A 19,695-nucleotide genomic window follows, 5' to 3' on the forward strand; every position below is an offset into this window, starting at 1 on the left:
GGTCGAGTCTGCGTCGGACCCGGGGCACCCAGGCGGGCGGCACCACTCGGCTGCTGCGGCGCGCGGCTCCCCCGTGGTCCGTTCCACGTTCGCCAGTCGCCGCACGTGATCCCACCCTAGCGGGCACGCCCGCCCGTGATGGATCCTTCGACCATCAACCGAGCGAAAATGGAAACAGGGGCACCACCCCTGCCCCACCCGCACCGCCCCTCACGGCGCAACGGAACGGAGAACCCGTGACGCGAACCGACGCAGCCATCGCCGCCGCCGACGCCCACAGCGCGCACAACTACCACCCCCTGCCGGTGGTCGTCGCCACCGCCCAGGGCGCGTGGATGACCGACGTCGAAGGCAACCGCTACCTGGACATGCTGGCCGGCTACTCGGCCCTCAACTTCGGCCACGGCAACCCCCGCCTCCTCGACGCCGCCCGCGCCCAGCTCGACCGGGTCACCCTCACGTCGCGCGCGTTCCACCACGACCGCTTCGCGGAGTTCTGCACGCAGCTCGCCGAGCTGTGCGGCAAGGAGATGGTGCTGCCCATGAACACGGGCGCGGAAGCCGTCGAGACCGCGGTGAAGACCGCCAGGAAGTGGGGCTACCGCGTCAAGGGCGTCCCCGAGGGGCGCGCGAAGATCGTCGTGGCGGAGAACAACTTCCACGGCCGTACGACCACCATCGTCAGCTTCTCCACCGACCCCGAGGCCCGCGCCGACTACGGTCCGTACACGCCCGGCTTCGAGATCGTCCCGTACGGCGACCTGGCCGCCCTGGACGCGGCCGTCGACGACGACACCGTCGCCGTGCTGCTGGAGCCGATCCAGGGCGAGGCGGGCGTGCTGGTGCCCCCGCCGGGCTACCTGGCGGGCGTACGGGAGCTGACCGCCGCCCGCAACGTCCTCTTCATGGCCGACGAGATCCAGTCCGGCCTGGGCCGTACGGGCCGCACGTTCGCCTGCGAACACGAGGACGTGGTGCCGGACGTCTACATCCTCGGCAAGGCCCTCGGCGGCGGCGTCGTCCCGGTCTCCGCGGTCATCGCCGACCGCGACGTCCTCGGCGTCTTCCACCCCGGCGAACACGGCTCCACCTTCGGCGGCAACCCGCTGGCGTGCGCGGTGGGCCTGGAGGTCATCGCGATGCTCCGCACGGGCGAGTACCAGCAGCGCGCCACGGAACTGGGCGACCACCTGCACCGCGAGCTGGGCCTGCTGGCGGGCACGGGCGTGGTCCAGGAGGTACGCGGCCGCGGCCTGTGGGCGGGCATCGACATCGACCCGGCCCACGGCACGGGGCGGGAGATCTCGGAGAAGCTGATGGCACGGGGCGTCCTGGTCAAGGACACCCACGGCTCGACAATCCGCATCGCGCCGCCCCTGGTGATCACGAAGGAAGACCTGGACTGGGGCCTGACGCAACTGCGCGAAGCCCTGGCGGGCTGACCGCGCCGTCGTTGACCGCGGGGCGCGGGCTCAGTCGAGGGCTTCGATGGCCTTCAGGATCAGAGCCCGCGCTTCGGGGCCGTAGACGGCGAGTTGCTGGAGTTTGTTGAATTTTTTGAGGTAGAGAGCAATTTCGGAAGGTTGGACGATGTTGACCTCTGCCGATACCAACTCAACGGACACCAGTGTGTCGTCGTAGACGTGGAAGGTTTCGGTTGGGGAAATCGGGCGGGCCGGTGTGGAAAACGGGATCACGCCCAGCGATACGGCCGGTAGTGCGCCGGCGGCCAGCAGGTGCTCCAGTTGACCGGCCATGGCGCCGGTGTCCCCGATCTGGTGGCGGAGCACGCCCTCTTCTACCAGCAGGATGACCTCGTGGCCTGGCTCGTGAATCACCTGCGAACGCCGCACACGGGCGGCTGCCGCTTCGGGGCCGTCGTTCGGGATCCCGTGTAAGTCCGCGATGCCGGAGAGCAGCGCCGCGGCGTACCCCTCCGTTTGGAGCAGGCCGGGTACCAGCGTCGAGGAGTAGACGCGGAACAGGCGCGTGTCGTGGAAGAACTGCACCAAGTCTTCTTGCAGTGCCTTGAGACCGCCGCGCTGCTGATGCTGCCACTCGTTGTACGTCGTCTCGGTGTGTGCCTCTGCCATCAGATCCTCCGACTCCTACGGGCCTGTCCGATGCTGTTCGCCTCAGCGGATCTCGTATGCGTCGTGCGGGATGGCCCGCTGCCACACGGCTTCGAACGCTGTGGCGCACAGATTCGCAGCGGCCGGGTCGTCGCTTAACTCGTGGGCGCCCGATCCGCCGTCGCCGGTGAAGTGGTTCCAGCGGATCAACTGCCCGTCAAAGAGCCAGAAGTCGCTGCCCGGAAGGGCCAGGTCCGACGCCTGTCGGCGCGGCAGCCAGCGCACCTGCTCTCCGGCGGCGACGTTGGTGAAGGTGCCCGAGTGCTCGTACCGGATGTAGTCCGTGACCGGTTCGCTGACGATACGGGCGCGGCGTACGACGACGCCACGGCCGCCACCACGATTCCCGGTCCGCCGGGTCGAGCCGGAAGCCGTTCTTCCAGGCGGCGAACGTCTCCTTCTCCTGGTCGATCCCGTAGACGTCCCGCATCTCCAGGTGCACGGCCGACTTTGTTGCGCTGGCAATCAGCTCATTGAACGTTGGCATGGGTGCCTCCGGTATGGTGCGGCGATTCTCGGTTGTGTTGCCCGGCGGGCTCAATCCAGGGTCTCGATGGCGTTGAGTATCAGAGCCCGCGCTTCGGCGCCGTAGACGGCGAGTCGGCGCAACTGCCCGAACGCTTTGAGATAAAGGTCGATCTCGGAAGGCTGGGTGACCGTCACACGAGCGGTCAGCAGCTCCACCGCCACCATGGTGTCGTCGTAAACATGAAAGGTCTCCCGCGGCGAGACCGGACGCGCAGGAGATGAGAAGGGAATGACGCCCAGCGACACGGCCGGCAGCGCGCCGACCGTGAGGAGATGGCCGAGCTGTGCCGCCATGGCCTCGGAGTCGCCGACCTTGTATCGCAGCACCGCCTCCTCAATGAGCAGTACGAATCGGTGGCCGGGTTCTTGGATGATTCGCGACCGTTCGAGCCGGGCTGCAACGGCGTCCGACACGTCGTCCGGGATGTCCTGGAGTCTGGCGACGGAGGACAGAACTCCGGTGGCGTAGCCCTCCGTTTGCAGGAAGCCGGGCACCAGACTGGCTGAGTACACGCGGAAGAGTTCCGTGGCCTTGAACAGCGGGACGTACGACTCCTGAAGCTGCTTCAGCCCGGCACGCACCTTGCGGCGCCATTCGACGTACAGCGACTCGGCGTTGCGGGACTGGGCGATGATGTCCGCTGCTTGGTCGTCCGCCCCGCAGGCACGGCACCACAGGCGGATGTCCGAGGCCGATGGCGAGGTCCGGGCGTTCTCGATGCGTGACGTCTTCGGATGTGTCCATCCGCAGCGTACGGCCAGCTCAGTCCCGGTGATCCCGGCGTCCTGCCGCAACTCCCGTAGGCGGGTCGCGACGATTTCGCGCGCGGCCTGCGCGGAGGACGACGGAGATGCGGGCATGAGCTGGCCTGTCCGATGTGTTCTTCAGCCGACCTCGTACTCCGCGTGCGGTACCGCCCGCTCCCACACGGCCTCGAACGCCTGGGCGCAGAGCTTCGCCACGGCCGGATCGTCGCTCATCTCCCCACCGCCCGAGGCACCGTCCCCTGTGAAGTGGTTCCAGCGGACCAAGCGGCCGTCGATGAGCCAGAAGTCGTTGCCGGGCAGGGCGATGTCCGAGGCGCGCCGCCGCGGCAGCCAGCGCACCTGTTCGCCCGCCCCGACGTTCACTTCGGTTCCGCTGTGTTCGTACCGGATGTAGTCGGTGACCGGCTCAGACACGATTCGGGCGCGCCTCACCACGACGCCCCGGTCCACGGTGCGACGGATCAGGTTTACCCAGGGCGCCCAGTGCGCAGAGCCGGGGTCCAGGTCACGGTCGCCCGTTGCCTTCCAACGCCTGAGAACGTCTGACTCGTACGCCACCGCGTAGACGTCGCGCATCTCCAGATGCACAGCCGACTGCCCTGCGCTGTCGAGCAGTTCATCGAACGTCGGGATGTTCGAGGACATCGCATGCCTCCCTGATCTGCTCCACCATACGCGCGGGGATTCGGATCACTGCTTCGTGGTCTGGGATGCCGGTCGCGTGTCCGGGGACCTCGGTGGCGGCGCACTGCGCCACCAACTCCGCGCCGGGCTTCCAACCTTGCAGGACCATCTCCTGCGTGTCCTCGTCGACCCAGACCGTGGGGCTGTCGCCGTGGTCGGAACTGGGATCGATCCCGATGAACCGTAAGGGCATGACGTGCTCCTCACTCGTTCGTTCACGAATGTGCACAACTTTCGCTGCACCAAGGAATCTCGTCAAGCTGTCTCGGGAGCTAGACAGCTAGATTCAGTCAGGCTGTACATCTGTGAACATTCCTAGAGTCGATGACGAACTGGCGCCTAACGTCGAGCCATGGAAGCCATCTCCGGGGACTGCGCCCCTTTGGCCCGACCGCTGCTGACGCTTCGCGTCTCCCGTACCAGTGGCCGCACCTGGGGCCCGATACGGCGGTACTTCGCGCGGGACTGCGCTCCGCTGCTCACCGCGGAGTGGCCGCCCTGCGGCTGCCCGCGGTGTCGCGAGGGCAGGGGCCGGGGCTGGTGAGGAACGACGGCTCCCGCCCCGGCCGCCGGGCTTGGACGGCGGGCGGCTCGGGGCGGGCCAGAACCCCGGGGCAACGGGGTTCTGCGGGCAACACGGCGCGAGGAGACGCCTCGTGCCGGACACCCGACAGGGGGTCACCATGCGGCACCTTCCCGACCCGGTCAAGGCGGAGCCGGAAGACGACGACGGCGAGTCCGCCGGCGGCTGCGGTGACGGAGACGGCTGCGGCCGTCAGTAACGCAAGACGGGTGAGGGGCGGCCGTGCCGCCCCTCACCCCCGGTACGGCGACGAGGTACCCCGGTGAGCGACCACCACCACGGCTACGTCTGGCTCGGCAGCGGGCGCGAGTTGGCCAAGGACGGCCCCCGACGTCCCGCGCACGCGGAGTTCGCCGTCACCCGCGTACCGCCGCTGGAACTGGCCCACTGGCTGCGAAAGCCCGCGAACTTCGTGGCGGGCACCTGGCGCGACCCGGACGCGGCAGCCGCCTGGTGGGGCGGTCAGGTACGGGCACACGCCGACGCACTGCTTCCGTACGACAGGCAGCAGGTGTCCGCCCGCACCGAGGCCGCGGCGCGGGCGGTCGCGGGCGGGGAAGATGTCGCGGGCGGGTGGTGGCTCGCCGGTGGACGGTTCCTCTCCGTCTGCCTCATCGGCTGCTCCCCACACCGCTTCCGCCCGGAGTGCCGGTGCCCGGTCGGCTGACGGCGCGCCGCGTCAGGCGGTGGCGCTGCGGGCGTAGGCGACGAAGGCGGCCCAGGCGTCCGGGGTGAAGGTGAGGTGGGGGCCGGTCTTGTCCTTGGAGTCGCGGACGTGGACGGCCTCGGGGCAGGCGGCGACCTCGACGCAGTCGCCGTCGCCACTGCTGCTGTAGCTGGACTTGTGCCAGGAGATGGCGAATTCGACGCAGTCGCCATCGCCGCCGCTGCTGTGGCTGGACTTGGACCATGCCAGGTCAGAGGTGTTCATAGCGCTCCTCGCATCCGCTGGAGCAGGCTCACGGAGTCCTCGGGGCTGAGAGCCTGTGCGCACATCCTGGCATACCGCTGCTGGAGCACGCTGATCTCTTTCTGGTCGGAGATGAACAGGGCTCCGCGCTGCGCCTCGTTGTACGCGAACCAGTTGTTCTCCGGGGTCTCCAGCAGTTGGATGGGGCCCGCCAACCCGGCATGGCTTTCCCGCAGTTGCGGCATGATCTGGATCGCGACGTTGGGCAGTTGCGCAATCTCCAGCACGTGGTCGATCTGCTCGCGGGTGACCTCCGTCCCGCCCATCTGCCGCAAGAACACATGCTCCTCCAGGACGAAGCTGAACGCCGTGTTCGGGCGCTCTCGCAACAGTCGCTGACGATCCGCCCGAGCCTCCCACTGGGCTTCGATCTGCTCCTCACTCAGGGGCGGTAGCTGATTCACGAACAACGCCCGCGCATACGCCTCCGTCTGCAACAGCCCCGGGATCAGCCGACACTCGTACGTATAGAGGCTGATCGCCTCCCTCTCCAACCGCGCCCACTCCCGGAACCACCGCGCCAGCCCCGGCTTCCGCACCACGTGCGGCGCCGACCGTCGCAGCACACCCGTGTTCCCCAGCACCGGATCCGCCCGCTCCACGAAGCCCTGCGGCGGCAACCGCCGCCCGACCTCGATCGCCGCCACCATGTGCTTCGAGTACCGGACATGCTCTCCGAGCTGCTCCCGGCTCAACCCCGTGTGTTCTCGCAGCGCTTGGACCATCGCGCCGAACGTCCGCATGCTGTCCGACGGCTCCGGCTCTCCCGCACCACCCGTACCCGCGACCATCTCTGCCACCTCCCGTTGCAGGTGACCATCGTCACGGAAGGTGACGAGTACTGTCTACCTTCTGCGTATGTACGATTACTTTCTGTATGCGGCGCCGCTTCTCACAGGGAACTCGCAAAATCGCGCCCGGCCGTGAACCAGGCCGCCGCCCCGATACTGGGGCCATGAGCAGCGCGACCGACCGGGGTTCGGCGGCGGAGTCCGTTCTCGTGGTCGAGGACGATCCCGGGATCGCCGACATCCTTCAGATCACCCTGCGCTTCCACGGCTTCGCCGTGCACGCCGCGCCCACCGCCCGCCGCGCCCTCGAACTCGCCCGCGCGCACGCCCCCGACCTCGTCCTCCTCGACGTCATGCTCCCCGACGGCAGCGGCTGGCAGGTCTGCCGGGAGCTGCGGGCGTACGGGGACGAGCCCGCCGTGATCTTCCTGACCGCCCGCGACGCGCCCTCCGACGTGCTCGCCGGGCTCGCGCTCGGCGGGGACGACTACATCACCAAGCCGTTCAACGTGGACGAGGTCGTCGCCCGCGTACGTGCCGTGCTGCGCCGGACCCGGGGGCGGGCGCCCGCCGGCGGGGTGCTGCGGCACGGGGACGTGGAGCTGGACGAGGCGACGTTCACGGTACGGCGCGGGGGTGCGCCGGTGGAGCTGACGCCGACGGAGTACAACCTGCTGCTCCATCTGATGCGCAACGCCGGGCGCATCCTCACCAAGGAGCAGTTGCTGCGCAACGTCTGGCAGTTCGACACCGCCGTGGAGTCGACGGTGGTCGAGACGTACATCAGCTATCTGCGGCGCAAGCTGGACCCGCTGGGTCCGCCGCTGATCGAGACCCGCCGCGGCGTCGGCTACGGCCTGCGCCCCGTAGCCCCTGAAGAACCCGCGGAACCTGCCGGGCCGCCGCCGTGAAGCGGTTCCCCCGGTCGCTCAGCAACCGGCTGTCAATCACCAACGTCGTCATCCTCGCCGTCGGCCTCGTCGCCGCCGCCTGCGCCAGCCTCTTCGGTACGTACACCCTCCTCGTCGGCGAAGTCGACGCCACCGTGCGCCAGGACCGCGACACCCTCGTCGCCGGGCCGCTCAGCTCCGCCGCCCTGGAGCGGGTGTGCCAGATCGCCGAGGCGTTCGGCGATCCCGACGACGAGGGCATCGCCGGTTCCGGCAAGGACGAGCCGTTCGTGCTCCTCGACGCCGCCGGTGAACTCCAACCCACCTGCGTGCTCTTCGGCGGCAACAACCCGGCGCTCTCCCGCGAGATCGCCGCCTCCGTCGGCGACCCCGGCGCTCTCGCGGACTCCGGCGACATCACCAGCATCACGGCCGGCGGCCACCACTACCGTGCCGGTGTCGCCCGTCTCGACGACGGTTCGTACGCCATCAGCACCACCCGCTTCGACGGTGTGCGCAACGCCGTCCGCAAGCTGTTCGTCGTGGAAGCCCTCTTCGGCGCGCTGCTCCTGCTGCTGCTGGCCGTCGTCTCCTCGCACGCCGCCCGGCGCCGGCTGCGTCCGCTGGAGGACATGGTCGAGACCGCGTCGGCGATCTCCGAGGGGGACCTGTCGCGCCGGGTCGACACCTCGCCGCCCGGGGGGAGCGAGGTCGAGAAGTTGCGCGACGCGCTCAACGCCATGCTCCAGCAGGTCGAGGAGGCCATGGCCAGCCGGGAGGAAGCGGCGGCGCGGCAGCGGCAGTTCCTCGCCGACGCCTCGCACGAGCTGCGCACCCCGCTGGCGACCGTACTCGGCTACCTCCAGCTCTACGACAAGGGCATCCTCGACGACGACGAGGCCGAACGCGCGCTGACCCGCGTCGGCGCCGAGGCCGAGCGGATGAGCCGCCTCGTCGACGAACTCCTCGCCCTCGCCCGCCTCGACCAGCACCCCGCCCGCGACCGCGCCCCCGTCGACCTGGCCGCCCTCGTCCGCGACGCCGCCGCCGACCTGCGGGCGCAGCAGCCGCACCGCCCGGTGACGGCCGACGCCGCGGCGCCCGCGGTCGTGGTCGGCGACGAGGCCCAGTTGCGCCAGGTCCTCGGCAACCTCCTCGCCAACGTACGCACCCACACCCCCGAGGATGCCGCCTGCACCCTGTCCGCCACCGCCGCGGACGGCGCCGCCGTGCTGCGGATCGCGGACACCGGGCCCGGGATGCGGCCGGAGGACGCGGCGCGCATCTTCGACCGGTTCTTCCGCGCCGACCCCGGCCGCGCGCGGATCGCGGGCGGGAGTGGGCTGGGCATGTCCATCGTGCGGGCGGTGGTCGAGGCGCACGACGGTGAGGTGGCGCTCGACACCGCGCCGGGCGCGGGCATGGCGGTCACCATCCGCCTGCCGCGGGCAGCCCCGCGCCTGGAGAGCCGGAACGAGACCCGCCCAGGGACCCACCCCAAGTCCCAGCCCGAGCCCCACCCCGAGCCCCGCCCCAAGACCCAGCCCGAGAGCCGCCCCGAACCCCCCCTTGAGAGTTCGCTGTGAGCCCCCTGCGGGATCCCTGAGGGCCCTGGGTACGCCCCGGCCACCCCGGCGACGCTGTGAGGACGCGAGGCCACCGCCTCACCGCCGTCGCCGAGTCGAGGAGCCCCGCCGTGGCCGCACTGGCCCGATTCTGTTTCCGCCACCGCTTCGTCGTCCTGCTGCTGTGGGTGTGCGCCCTCGTCGGCACCGCCGTCGCCGCACAGACGGCGGGCAGCCGCTGGGCCAACGACTTCGAGCTGCCCGGCACCGAGTCCGCGGAAGCGGTCGATCTACTGCGCGCATCGTTCCCCGAAACCTCCGGAGACACCGACAGTGTGGTCTGGCGGGCGCCCGAGGGCGCCTCGGTACGGGACCCGCAGATCCGCGAGCGGATGACGGAGGCACTGGCCGGTATCGCCGACGTACCGCAGGTCGGGCAGGTCGCCGGCCCGTACGCGCCGGAAGGCGGGCGGCAGATCAGCGGGGACGGCCGGATCGCGTACGCGCAGGTGACGTTCACCGAGCAGGCCAGGAACCTGGAGAAGGAGAACATCGAGGAGGTCATCGACACCGCGCGGGCCGCGGCCGACGATGTCGAAGGACTCCAGGTCGAGCTGGGCGGCGAGGCGATCCAGGCGGCGGAGGGCGTACCGGGCGGGCTGGCGGAGGCGACGGGAATCATCGCCGCGGCGGTCATCCTCTCGATCGCCTTCGGTTCGCTGTTCGCGATGCTGCTGCCCATCGTCTGCGCCGTCTTCGGCATCGGTACGGGCCTGATGACCGTCACCCTGCTCAGCCACACCATGGACTTCGCCGACGCCACCACCCTCCTCGGCAGCCTCATCGGCCTCGGCGTCTCCATCGACTACGCGCTGTTCATCGTCACCCGGCACCGCACCGGGCTGCGCCGCGGCATGCCCGTGGAGGACTCGGCGGTACGGGCCCTCGACACCGCCGGGCGCGCGGTGCTGTTCGCCGGGGGCACGGTGTGCGTGGCGCTGCTCGGCATGATCGCGCTGGGCATCGGCTTCCTGAACGGGGTGGCGATCGCGGCGTCGCTCACGGTGCTCCTCGGCGTCGCGGCGTCGGTGACGCTGCTCCCGGCGCTGCTGGGCATCCTCGGGATCCGCGTACTCAGCCGCCGCCAGCGCCGCCGGCTGACGGAGCGGGGCCCGGAGCGCGAGCCGGGGCCGGACGAGTCCCCCGGCCGGGCCGCGCGCTGGTCGCTGCTGGTGCAGCGCAGGCCGCGCCTGATGGCGGGCATCGCGCTCGGGGTCATCGTCGTCGTCTCGCTCCCGCTGCTCTCGCTCCGCCTGGGCACCACGGACCAGGGCAACCACCAGGAGTCCAAGACCACGCGCAAGGCGTACGACCTACTCGCCGACGGCTTCGGCCCGGGCTTCAACGGCCCGCTCCAACTGGTCGCGGAAACCCCGGAAGCGACGGGCCCCCAGGCCCTGGACCGCCTCGTCACCCGGATCGAACGAACCGAAGGCGTCGCAGGCGTCGGCACCCCCGCCCCCGCACCGGACGGCCGGGTGACGGTGGTGCAGGTCATCCCGGACAGCGCCCCGCAGGACGAGGCGACCGACCAGCTCATCGACCGGCTACGGGACGACGTCATCCCGGCGGCGGAGGAGGGCAGTTCGCTCGACGTCCACGTCGGCGGGGTCACGGCGATCAACAAGGACTTCGCCTCCGTCATCACCGGCAAGCTGCCGCTGTTCGTCGGCATCATCGTGGCGCTGGGCTTCGTCCTGCTGCTGGTCGCGTTCCGCTCGGTGGTGGTGCCGCTGACGGCGGCGGCGATGAACCTGCTGGCCGCCGCGGCGGCGTTCGGCGCGCTGGTCGCGATCTTCCAGTGGGGCTGGGGCAGCGACCTCTTCGGCCTGGGCCGCGAGGTGCCGATCACCGCGTTCCTCCCGGTGATCATGCTGGCGATGCTCTTCGGCCTCTCGATGGACTACCAGGTCTTCCTGGTCAGCCGCATGCACGAGGAGTGGGTCCACCACCGCGACAACGCCCGCGCGGTCCGGGTGGGCCTGGCGGAGTCCAGCCGGGTCATCAACGCGGCGGCACTCATCATGATCTGCGTCTTCAGCGCGTTCGTCCTGAGCGGCGACCTGGAGGGCGTGATGGCGGGCATCGGCCTGGCGGGCGCGGTGGCCCTGGACGCCTTCGTGATCCGCACGATGCTGGTCCCGGCCCTGATGCACCTGATCGGCCCCACCAACTGGTGGCTCCCCACCTGGCTGGACCGCCACCTCCCCCACCTGGCCGTGGAACCCCGCGACAACCCCACCGAGCCGGAAGACACCCCCCACCCCCAGGAGTTGACCAAGACAGCCAGCGGCCCGGCGTAACCGATCCCGATCCCGATTCAGGCAACGGAGCGGGGTGCGGCCTTTTCAGGCCGCACCCCGCTCCGTCGCGCCGGCTCCGCTCAGACGCCGACCAGTTCCGCCTTCGGCTCCGCGTCCTCCGCCGGCCCCGCTTCGGTCTCCGCCGGTTCCTCCGCGGCTCGTTTCGGGAGGGCGTACATCAGCGCGTAGACCACGGCCAGGATCACGATCACCCACCACATCGCGTTCTCGAACGCCCCCGCGAACGCCGGGCCCACCTCCCGTGCTGCGGTCGGCTCGTCCATCGCGCCGAAGAACACCACCGACACCAGCCCCAGACCCAGCGCCATGCCGAGCTGGTTCGTCGTGTTGATCAGACCCGACGCCGAGCCCGCGTGGCGGCGGGGGACGCCCGAGAGAACCGCGTTCGTCAGCGGGGCGAAGATCAGGCCCATGCCCGCGCCGAGGAGCATCAGCGGCAGCGCCATCTGCCAGGTCGAGATCTCCGCGCCGTAGCGGTCGGAGGCCGTCAGGTACAGCAGTGCGCCCGACGCCATCAGCACCGCGCCCCCGTGCAGGACCTTCCGCCCGAACCGCGGCGTCAGCTTCTGCACCGACATGCCCGCGGCCACCGAGCAGGCGAGCGAGAACGGCAGTCCCGTCAGGCCCGCGTGCAGCGCGCTCCAGCCGAGGCCGAGCTGCATGTACAGCGTCCACACCAGGAAGAAGATGCCCAGCGCGGTGCTGAAGGCCAGTTGGACCCCGATGCCCGCGGCGAAGCTCCTGACCTTGAACAGCGTCAGCTCGACCAGCGGCGAGCCGTCCGCGCGCTGCTTGCGCTTCTGGTACGCGACGAAGGCGGCGAACACCGGCAGGCTCGCGGCCATCGAGACGAAGCCCCACGCCGGCCAGTCGTTCTCGTGGCCCATGGTGATCGGGTAGAGCAGCATCAGCAGTCCCGCGGTGGCCAGCAGCACGCCGCGCAGGTCCAGGCGCAGCGCGTCGGGCGCGGTGGACTCGCTGATGAAGCGGCGGCCCAGGATCAGGCCGGCGATGCCCACGGGCAGGTTGATGAGGAAGATGGGCCGCCAGGCCAGCCCGAACAGGTCCCACTCGGTGAGCAGCGCGCCGATCATCGGCCCGGACACCGCGCCGAGGCCGGCGACCGCGCCGAACATCCCGAAGACCTTGCCGCGTTCCTCCGCGGGGAACGTGACGTGGATGATGCTGAGCACCTGCGGCACCATCAGCGCGGCCATGGCGCCCTGGAGCACCCGCGAGCCGACGAGCATCGCCGGGTCGGCGGCGACGCCGCACAGCAGCGAGGCGACGGTGAAGCCGCCCATGCCGAGCAGGAAGACGCGCCTGCGGCCGTAGATGTCACCGAGCCTGCCGCCGGTGATGAGGCCGATGGCGAAGGCCAGCGCGTAGCCCGCGGTGATCCACTGGATCGCGCCGAAGGAGGCGCCGGTGTCCTCCCGGATGCTCGGGATGGCGATGTTGACGATCGTCGCGTCGACGAGGTCCATGAAGGAGGCCGTCAGCACGACCGCGAGCGCGATCCACCGGCGGCGGTCCGGTCCTGCCACAGAAGCGTTCTGGAAGGTCATAGCGGTAATCTAGGATCCGTATAGGACAGGTCGTGTCCTATAGGGAAGGCAGTCTGGAAAACATGACGACGGACACTCCCAAGCGGCTCCTGCACCTGCTCTCCCTCCTCCAGACGCCCCGCGAATGGCCCGGCAGCGAGCTGGCCGACCGCCTCGGCGTCACCGACCGCACCATCCGCCGCGACATCGAGCGCCTGCGCGACCTCGGCTACCCGGTCGAGGCCACCCGCGGCGCCGTCGGCGGCTACCGGCTGGTGGCGGGCAAGGCCATGCCGCCGCTGCTCCTCGAAGACGACGAGGCCGTCGCGATCGCCGTCGGCCTGCGCAGCTCCGCGGGCCATACGGTCGCGGGGCTGGCCGAGGCGTCCGTACGGGCGCTGGCGAAGCTGGAGCAGGTGCTGCCGTCGCGGCTGCGCCGCCGCGTCACGTCGCTCGGCAGCGCCACCACCCCGCTGACCCGCTGGCAGGGCCCGCAGATCGACGCCGAGGTGCTGACGGTGCTGGCCGCCGGCGCGACGGGCGGCGAGCGGCTGCGCTTCGGCTACCGCGCGGCGGACGGCACCGAGACCAAGCGGCTCGTCGAACCGGCCGGGCTGGTGTCGGCGGGCCGGCGCTGGTACTTCGTCGCGTACGACAACGACCGTGACGACTGGCGGCTGTTCCGCGTCGACCGCATCACCCGCCCCTTCGCCACCGGCGTCCGCCCGCCGAGCCGCGAGCTGCCGGCGGCGGACGCGGCGGCGTTCGTCGAGGCCCGGATGGGCGGCGACCGGCCCCGCTACCGCGCCCGCGCGACGCTGCACGCGCCGTACAAGGAACTGGCGCGCCGCCTCGGCGGGGCGGAGGGGCTGACGCGGCTGGACGAGGGGAGGTGCGAGTTCGCCACGGAGGCGGACGCGCTGGACTGGCTGGCGCTGCGACTGACCGCGCTGGGCTGCGAGTTCGAGGTGCACGAGCCGCAGGAGCTGGCCGAGTACCTACGCGACCTCGCGGGCCGCGCCTCGCGCGCCGCCGACGGGACGGACGGGACGGGCGGGATGGGTGGCACGGGCCGGGCGGGCGGGACGGACGGGGCGGGGGAGGGGTAGCGGTGAGGCGTGAGGGGGCGGGTGCCTTACTTCAGCCTGCGGCGCAGCGCCCGCGCCCGGCGCGCGACCCTGCGCACCGCCGGGCTGCGCGGGACGAACGCCAGCCGCTTCGGCACCCCGCCCGGCAGCCCCTCCACCGTCAGCCGCCGCCGCTTGAAGTACCGCCACGTGTCGGCGTCCAGCTCCGCCGCCAGCCACTGCTCGACCTCCGGCCGCCGCCGCGCGTAGATCCGCGGCTGCATGGTGAAACCGACCGCCGTCAGCAGCCCGCCCAGCGTCGCCTGCGCCTCCACCGCCGTCGGGGCCCGCCAGCCGCGTACGGCCTCCGGGTCGTCCAGGGACGGCAGCAGGGCGTCGGCGATGGTGACCGGGATGCGGTTGCTGTTCTCGTACGGGGTCAGCCGCTCCAGCAGGGTGTCCGTGCCGATGCTCGCCACCGGCAGCCCGTACAGCGTCGACGCGGTCATCAGCGCCGTGGAGAACGCGCCGGCCACCAGCGCCGGGCGCAGCCGCTCGTACAGCACCTCCGCGAGCACCGGGGTGTCGAGCACCGTCAGCGTCACGCCGAGGCCGTCCGCCTCGTCCTCCAGCAGCCGCGAGACCCGCGCGGGCGCCATGGGGTGCGGCTTGAACACCACGTCGCGGTGGCCCAGCCGGGCCACGCCGCGCAGCATCCGTACGTGGAGTTCCTCTTCCTCCGCGGCCGTGAGGATCTTCAGCGCGGAGAGGTACTGGCCCAGGAGGAGTGCGGGCGAGGACCCTTCGGCGGGCGGGCCGGACTCCCCGGGGCCGCGTTCACCGGGCAGGCCCGGTTCCCCCGGCAGGTCGAGGTCGGCCGCCGCCGACAGTTCGGCCAGCACCTTCTTCAGCTCCTCCGCCGGCACGATCTCCGGCGGCACCCCGAACTCCGTGAGCAGCATCGGCCGCACCCCCGGCAGCAGGTCGGGGTGCAGCAGCCGCTCGACGCGCGCGCCGACGTAGGAGAGCTTGTTGCGGGTGGGGCCGTAGCTCATCAGGCCGTCGGCGTAGACGTGCAGCGCCGCGTCGGGGAAGAGCTGGACGAGCGCCCGCGCGGGGCTGACCTGGATCGACTCCACGACGAGCGTGAGGCGGTCGTCGCCCAGGCCCCACAGCAGCCGCAGGTGCCGCTCCCACAGCGGTACGTCCTCGGTGCGCGGCTCCCACGCGGCGGGGTGCAGCGGGCGGATGGCGTGGTTCCAGTCGCGTACGTCGTCGAAGCGGGTGCGCAGTTGCGCGAAGCCGGCCATGGCGTCGACGGCCGGGGTGGTCTCGGGGTTGGCGGCGTTGTTGGTGAGCAGCAGGATGCGGCGGTCGGCGGCGGGGAAGAGGCCGGCGTCCAGCGCGGCTGCGAGGGTCGCGGTGCCGTAGAGGGTGGAGGCCACGAAGACCTGCGTGTGCCGGCCGGGGGCGTAGCGGACCTGGAGCGGCTCGTACGCGGACGTGGCGGCCGACGCAGAAGTGGCGGCCGACCCGGGCGTGACCGACCCGGGCGTGACCGGCCCGGGCGTGACCGGCCCGGGCGTGGGCGACCCGGCCGCGGGCGACGTCATCGGGCCGCCACCTCCGCCGGTACGCCCTTGCGGTGCAGCCGGCGCAGCAGTTCCGCGCGCTCCGTGTCCATGGCCTCCAGCGCCTCCGCCAGTACGTGCTGCGGCATGCGCCGCAGCGCCTCCGCGCTCATCTCGCGCAGTCTGCGCGCGACGGGCTTCTCGAACCGTTCGCTGTTCCTCAGATGGTGCGCGATGATCGCGCAGAAGTTCCGTACCGCCTTCGGCAGCAGCAGCTCCGCGTCCCGGTCCGCCGCCGTCTCCTCGACCACCTGGTCGAAGGCGCGCAGGAAGTCGAGCTGGCGTACGTCGCCGATCTGCGTGAGGGAGTTTGAAACGCCGCGGCGATAGAAGACGCCGAGCAGCCCGACGACCGCGAACGTACGGGCCTCGCGGTGCAGCCGCCAGATCCACGGCCGGTCCTCGGCCGTCCGCAGCCCGTCCGGGAAGTGCAGCAGGCCCTCGTCCAGCAGCCGGCGGTGGTAGATGCCGGCCCAGGCGTAGGCGTAGTCCACCGACGTGGTGTGCGTCGCCGGCAGGATCGCCGACCGCGGGTCCTGGACGACGCCGCGGCGGCCGTGCGGAACGCGGTGGACGGTGCGGGCGCGGGCGCCGCACTGCACGTGGTCGGTGCGGACGAAGTCGCAGTCCAGCTCGGTGATGGCCGCCAGCAGCCGGCGGTAGTGGCCGGGGGCGAGCCAGTCGTCGCCGTCGAGGAAGGTCACGTACCGGCCGCGGACCCGGTCGAGCCCGGTGTTGCGGGCGGTGGCCAGGCCGCCGTTCTGCGCGTGGCGTACGTGCACGGCGCCCGGCAGGTCGCGCGCGGCCTGCTCCAGCAACTCGCCGGTGCGGTCCGTCGAGCAGTCGTCCACCAGGATGAACTCGGTGTCCGGTGCCGCGTTGGCGCGCAGGCCGGCCAGCGTTTCGGGCGCGTATTCCTGCACGTTGTAGAAGGGGACGATCACGGAGAGCTGAAGCATCCAGGCGATGCTAGAGGCCGCCCCACGCCCGGGGCTTGCCCTGCCCCGACGTGCGCGTGAACGCCGGGCGGCGGAACGGTGAACGCCGTTCTTCCCCGGTCGGGTTAGCCGTCCGGCGGCGTGTTGTTAACCATCTGTACGACCGGTGTTGGGCCACCGAGCGGAATGCCTCCCTACCGTCGGCGGCGTGCTCAACGACCCCCCGTCGCAGCTTCGCACCGCTGTTCTCGCCGACTCGGACACCCGCTGGAAATGGGGCGCGCTCACCGCTCGCCGCATGGCCCCGGAGGCGGTGCTCGACGGGTATCTGCTGCACGGCCGGGCCACGCCCACGGCCCGCCAGCTCGCCGAGGTGGGCGTCCCCGCCGACGCGATGCGGGAGGTCACGGCAGTGGAGTTCCTGGCCGCCGCCGACCCCGACCGCTACGACGTCGTGCTCCTGTCCTGCGTCGGCGGCACCGTGCAGGCCATGCTCCACGGCCTGGCCCGCGCCTGGCAGGGCGCCGCGCGCCGCCCCGCGGTCGTCACCGGCTACGTCGGCGTGGTGTACGAGAAGCTCTCCGACGGCCTCCTCCTGCGCAACGGCGCCGACATCGTGCTGGCCAACAGCCGGCAGGACGCCGAGCGCTTCCGGGCCGTCTACGAGGGCGTCGGCACCTCGCCGAACAGCGTCGTGGAGTGCGCGCTGCCCTTCCTCGACGGCGAGCCGTACGAGCCCGCCGCGCCCGGCGCCGACCGCCCGTACACCGTCGTCTTCGCCGTCCAGCCCTCCGTGCCGGACAGCCGCGAGGACCGCCTGTACCTGCTGCGCCGCGCCGCCCGGCACGCCGAGCGGCACCCGGAGCGGGAGGTGCTGGTCAAGCTGCGCAGCCGGCCGGGCGAGCACACGACGCACATCGAAGAGGCCCCGTACCAGAAGCTCGCCCAGAAGCTGCCCGGCGGACTGCCCCCCAACTGCCGTCTGGTCTACGGGAACATGGGCGAAGTCCTCGACCGCACCGACCTGCTCGTCACGGTCAGTTCCACCGCCGCGCTGGAGTCCCTGCACCGCGGCATCCCCACCGCCGTCCTGACCGACCTGGGCGTGCGCGAGCCGCTGGGCAACCACCACTTCCTCGCCTCCGGCTGCCTCGCCTCCTGGGACGAGCTGGACGCCGGCCACCTGCCGAAGCCCGACCCCGTGTGGCTCTCCCGCCAGGGCGTCCCCGGCGCGGCCTCCGCCGAGCCGTACGACGCCGCCTTCGACCGCGCCCGGGCCCGGCTGACCACCCTGGTCGCCGACTCGCAGCTCCCGCCGCTGGCGCCGTACTACACCCCGCAGACCGCGGGCGGCTACCTGCCGCGGATCCTCGCCCGGCACGGCCTGGCCCTCACCGGCGAGCCGCTGCCGCAGGCCGCGGCCACCGCCGAGGCGGGACCGCTGCGCCGGTGGGCGCGCACGCTGCTGCGCAAGGCCGCGCGCGCCGCGTACCGGGGCGGCGTCCAGCGCATCGCGCCCTTCATCCGCCGCATGGGGGCGCTGTGAGCGACGTATACGCGGCCACGCCGCCGCACACCGGCAGAGCAACCGCACCCCCGCCGCGACTTTCACCGCGACTTTCACCGAGACCAGCGCCGAGACCGTCGCCGCGATCAGCGCTGCGATCAGCGCCGCGCGGCCGGAGAAGCGAGCCGCACGACGCTGCGACGTCCCGCCCCGCCCTCCGCCGCACGGGGGCCCCGTGACCTCCCGCCCCGCCCCGCTTCAGCAAGGAGCCTCCATGTCCCAGCCCGAGTCCGCAGCCCGCGTGCTCGCGGTCATCCCCGCCCGCGGGGGGTCCAAGGGCGTCCCCGGCAAGAACCTCGCCCGCGTCGGCGGCGTGCCGCTGGTGGCCCGTGCGGTACGGCAGTGCCTCGCGGCGGAGCGGGTGACCGACGTCGTGGTCTCCACCGACGACGACACCATCGCCTCCGTCGCCCGCGAGGCCGGCGCCGAGGTCGTCCGCCGCCCCGCAGAGATCGCCGGCGACACCGCCTCCAGCGAGGCGGCGGTGCTGCACGCGCTGGACACCCACGAGGAGCGCTGCGGCGAGACGATGGCCGCGGTGCTGCTGGTGCAGTGCACGAGCCCGTTCCTGACCGGCGCCGACATCGACGGCGTGACGGCGGCGGTGCTCGACGAGGGCGCGGACAGCGCGCTGACGGTGGCACCGTTCCACGGGTTCATCTGGCGGGACGAGGCGGACGAGGCGGAGACCGGTGCCGTCGCGGAGCCCTCCGCGGTGGCGAAGGCCCCGGCGGTCCCCGCGGTGGCGAAGACCCCCGCGGGGGCGAAGACCACGGCCGTCGCCGAAGCCACCGCCGTGGCCAAGGCCGCGGCGACCGGTGCCGCGGCGACGGCTGCCCCCGCGACCGGTGCCGCGCCCACGAAGGTGGCCCCGGCCGTCGAAGCCGCCCCCGCCCAGGGGTACGGCGTCAACCACGACCGGTCGTACCGCCCCCGCCGCCAGGACCGCCCGCAGGACCTGCTGGAGACCGGCGCCGCGTACGCCATGCGCACCCCCGGGTTCCGCGAGCACCGCCACCGCTTCTTCGGCCGCACCGCCCCGGTACGTACCGACGCCGCCCGGGTCCTGGAGGTCGACGAGCCCGACGACCTGACCCGTGCCCGCGCCCTGGCGCCCCTGCTCGACGTACCGGGCCCCGGCTCGCTGCCCACCCGCCGCGACGTGGACGCCGTCGTCCTGGACTTCGACGGCACCCAGACCGACGACCGCGTCTACATCGACGCCGACGGCCGCGAACTGGTCGCCGTCCACCGCGGCGACGGCCTCGGCATCGCCGCGCTGCGCCGCGCCGAGCTGAAGCTGCTCATCCTTTCCACGGAACAGAACCCGGTCGTCGCCGCCCGGGCACGCAAACTTCACCTCCCCGTTCTGCACGGGGTCGACCGTAAGGACATCGCACTGAAGCAGTGGTGCGAGGAGGAGGGCGTCGCGCCGGAGCGCGTGCTCTACGTCGGCAACGACGTGAACGACCTGCCGTGCTTCGGCCTCGTCGGCTGGCCCGTAGCGGTGGCCGGCGCCCACGCGATCGTGCGGGACGCGGCGCGTGCGGTGACGTCCACCCCCGGAGGCGACGGAGCGATCCGCGAGATCGCCTCCTGGATCCTCGGTCCCTCCCTGTAGCCCGATCCCTCCCAGAAGAGGGTCTCCCC

At 71.9% G+C, this 19,695-nt stretch carries 17 protein-coding genes, 2 pseudogenes and 1 riboswitch; of the genes and pseudogenes, 9 read left to right on the top strand and 10 right to left on the bottom strand.

Features of this window, described 5'->3' with window-relative positions; genetic code table 11:
- Positions 1-19: 19 nt before the first annotated feature.
- A riboswitch (ZMP/ZTP riboswitch) is annotated at positions 20-110 on the bottom strand.
- Between the two features lie 126 nt (positions 111-236).
- On the top strand, positions 237-1,442 hold the full coding sequence (rocD, locus tag QBL21_RS04580) for an ornithine--oxo-acid transaminase (protein WP_407560677.1): 1,206 nt from the start codon (positions 237-239) through the stop codon (positions 1,440-1,442).
- 30 nt (positions 1,443-1,472) lie between these two features.
- Here rocD and QBL21_RS04585 read toward each other — a convergent pair.
- The 5 genes and pseudogenes from QBL21_RS04585 to QBL21_RS04605 all read right to left on the bottom strand — a co-directional run.
- Positions 1,473-2,108 (bottom strand): annotated as a pseudogene (locus QBL21_RS04585) (DUF5753 domain-containing protein); the annotation flags it as partial.
- A gap of 27 nt (positions 2,109-2,135) precedes the next feature.
- Positions 2,136-2,619, bottom strand: a pseudogene (locus QBL21_RS04590) (DUF6879 family protein).
- A gap of 50 nt (positions 2,620-2,669) precedes the next feature.
- Positions 2,670-3,521 carry a helix-turn-helix domain-containing protein gene (locus QBL21_RS04595; protein WP_407560678.1) on the bottom strand — a complete coding sequence of 284 codons (852 nt, stop codon included), beginning with the start codon at positions 3,519-3,521 and terminating at the stop codon, positions 2,670-2,672.
- A gap of 24 nt (positions 3,522-3,545) precedes the next feature.
- Positions 3,546-4,073: a DUF6879 family protein gene (locus QBL21_RS04600; RefSeq protein ID WP_407560679.1), complete on the bottom strand. Its 528-nt coding sequence runs from the start codon at positions 4,071-4,073 to the stop codon at positions 3,546-3,548.
- Complete coding sequence (locus tag QBL21_RS04605; RefSeq protein ID WP_407560680.1) at positions 4,045-4,305, bottom strand: hypothetical protein; 261 nt, start codon at positions 4,303-4,305, stop codon at positions 4,045-4,047. Before QBL21_RS04605 ends, QBL21_RS04600 begins: the two co-directional genes overlap by 29 nt.
- A 463-nt stretch (positions 4,306-4,768) precedes the next feature.
- Here QBL21_RS04605 and QBL21_RS04610 point away from each other — a divergent pair, with 463 nt between their 5' ends.
- Both QBL21_RS04610 and QBL21_RS04615 read left to right on the top strand, forming a co-directional pair.
- Positions 4,769-4,894: a hypothetical protein gene (locus tag QBL21_RS04610; protein ID WP_407560681.1), complete on the top strand. Its 126-nt coding sequence runs from the start codon at positions 4,769-4,771 to the stop codon at positions 4,892-4,894.
- A 63-nt stretch (positions 4,895-4,957) separates the two neighbouring features.
- A complete protein-coding gene (locus QBL21_RS04615) occupies positions 4,958-5,362 on the top strand; it encodes a hypothetical protein (protein ID WP_407560682.1) in 405 nt (134 codons plus the stop codon).
- Positions 5,363-5,374: 12 nt separating this feature from the next.
- Here QBL21_RS04615 and QBL21_RS04620 read toward each other — a convergent pair whose 3' ends face one another.
- Together QBL21_RS04620 and QBL21_RS04625 are read right to left on the bottom strand one after the other, a co-directional pair.
- The gene (locus QBL21_RS04620; RefSeq protein WP_407560683.1) at positions 5,375-5,626 is read right to left on the bottom strand and encodes a DUF397 domain-containing protein; all 252 of its coding nucleotides are present in this window, start codon (positions 5,624-5,626) and stop codon (positions 5,375-5,377) included.
- Positions 5,623-6,456, bottom strand: coding sequence for a helix-turn-helix domain-containing protein (locus QBL21_RS04625; RefSeq protein ID WP_407560684.1), 834 nt, complete (start codon positions 6,454-6,456; stop codon positions 5,623-5,625). The genes QBL21_RS04620 and QBL21_RS04625 overlap by 4 nt, the downstream gene beginning before the upstream one ends.
- A 164-nt stretch (positions 6,457-6,620) precedes the next feature.
- On the opposite strand from QBL21_RS04625, the gene QBL21_RS04630 reads away from it, so the two are divergent.
- The 3 genes from QBL21_RS04630 (at position 6,621) to QBL21_RS04640 (ending at position 11,274) form a co-directional block, all read left to right on the top strand.
- The gene (locus tag QBL21_RS04630; protein ID WP_407560685.1) at positions 6,621-7,367 is read left to right on the top strand and encodes a response regulator transcription factor; all 747 of its coding nucleotides are present in this window, start codon (positions 6,621-6,623) and stop codon (positions 7,365-7,367) included.
- Entirely contained in the window at positions 7,364-8,932 is a 1,569-nt protein-coding gene (locus QBL21_RS04635; protein ID WP_407560686.1) for an ATP-binding protein, read from the top strand. The genes QBL21_RS04630 and QBL21_RS04635 overlap by 4 nt, the downstream gene beginning before the upstream one ends.
- Positions 8,933-9,042: 110 nt before the next feature.
- A complete protein-coding gene (locus tag QBL21_RS04640; protein WP_407560687.1) occupies positions 9,043-11,274 on the top strand; it encodes an MMPL family transporter in 2,232 nt (743 codons plus the stop codon).
- Between the two features lie 80 nt (positions 11,275-11,354).
- Here QBL21_RS04640 and QBL21_RS04645 read toward each other — a convergent pair whose 3' ends face one another.
- A complete protein-coding gene (locus tag QBL21_RS04645) occupies positions 11,355-12,863 on the bottom strand; it encodes an MFS transporter (protein WP_407560688.1) in 1,509 nt (502 codons plus the stop codon).
- Between the two features lie 62 nt (positions 12,864-12,925).
- On the opposite strand from QBL21_RS04645, the gene QBL21_RS04650 reads away from it, so the two are divergent.
- The gene (locus QBL21_RS04650; RefSeq protein WP_407560689.1) at positions 12,926-13,951 is read left to right on the top strand and encodes a helix-turn-helix transcriptional regulator; all 1,026 of its coding nucleotides are present in this window, start codon (positions 12,926-12,928) and stop codon (positions 13,949-13,951) included.
- Between the two features lie 26 nt (positions 13,952-13,977).
- Here QBL21_RS04650 and QBL21_RS04655 read toward each other — a convergent pair whose 3' ends face one another.
- On the bottom strand, positions 13,978-15,522 hold the full coding sequence (locus QBL21_RS04655; RefSeq protein ID WP_407560690.1) for a polysialyltransferase family glycosyltransferase: 1,545 nt from the start codon (positions 15,520-15,522) through the stop codon (positions 13,978-13,980).
- The gene (locus QBL21_RS04660) at positions 15,519-16,499 is read right to left on the bottom strand and encodes a glycosyltransferase family 2 protein (protein ID WP_407560691.1); all 981 of its coding nucleotides are present in this window, start codon (positions 16,497-16,499) and stop codon (positions 15,519-15,521) included. Before QBL21_RS04660 ends, QBL21_RS04655 begins: the two co-directional genes overlap by 4 nt.
- A 187-nt stretch (positions 16,500-16,686) precedes the next feature.
- On the opposite strand from QBL21_RS04660, the gene QBL21_RS04665 reads away from it, so the two are divergent.
- Positions 16,687-18,024: a DUF6716 putative glycosyltransferase gene (locus tag QBL21_RS04665; protein WP_407560692.1), complete on the top strand. Its 1,338-nt coding sequence runs from the start codon at positions 16,687-16,689 to the stop codon at positions 18,022-18,024.
- A 235-nt stretch (positions 18,025-18,259) separates the two neighbouring features.
- A complete protein-coding gene (locus QBL21_RS04670; RefSeq protein WP_407560693.1) occupies positions 18,260-19,666 on the top strand; it encodes a cytidylyltransferase domain-containing protein in 1,407 nt (468 codons plus the stop codon).
- The last annotated feature ends 29 nt before the right edge of the window (positions 19,667-19,695 follow it).

Source organism: Streptomyces sp. 184 (assembly GCF_045781775.1).
Classification (GTDB): Bacteria; Actinomycetota; Actinomycetes; order Streptomycetales; family Streptomycetaceae; genus Streptomyces.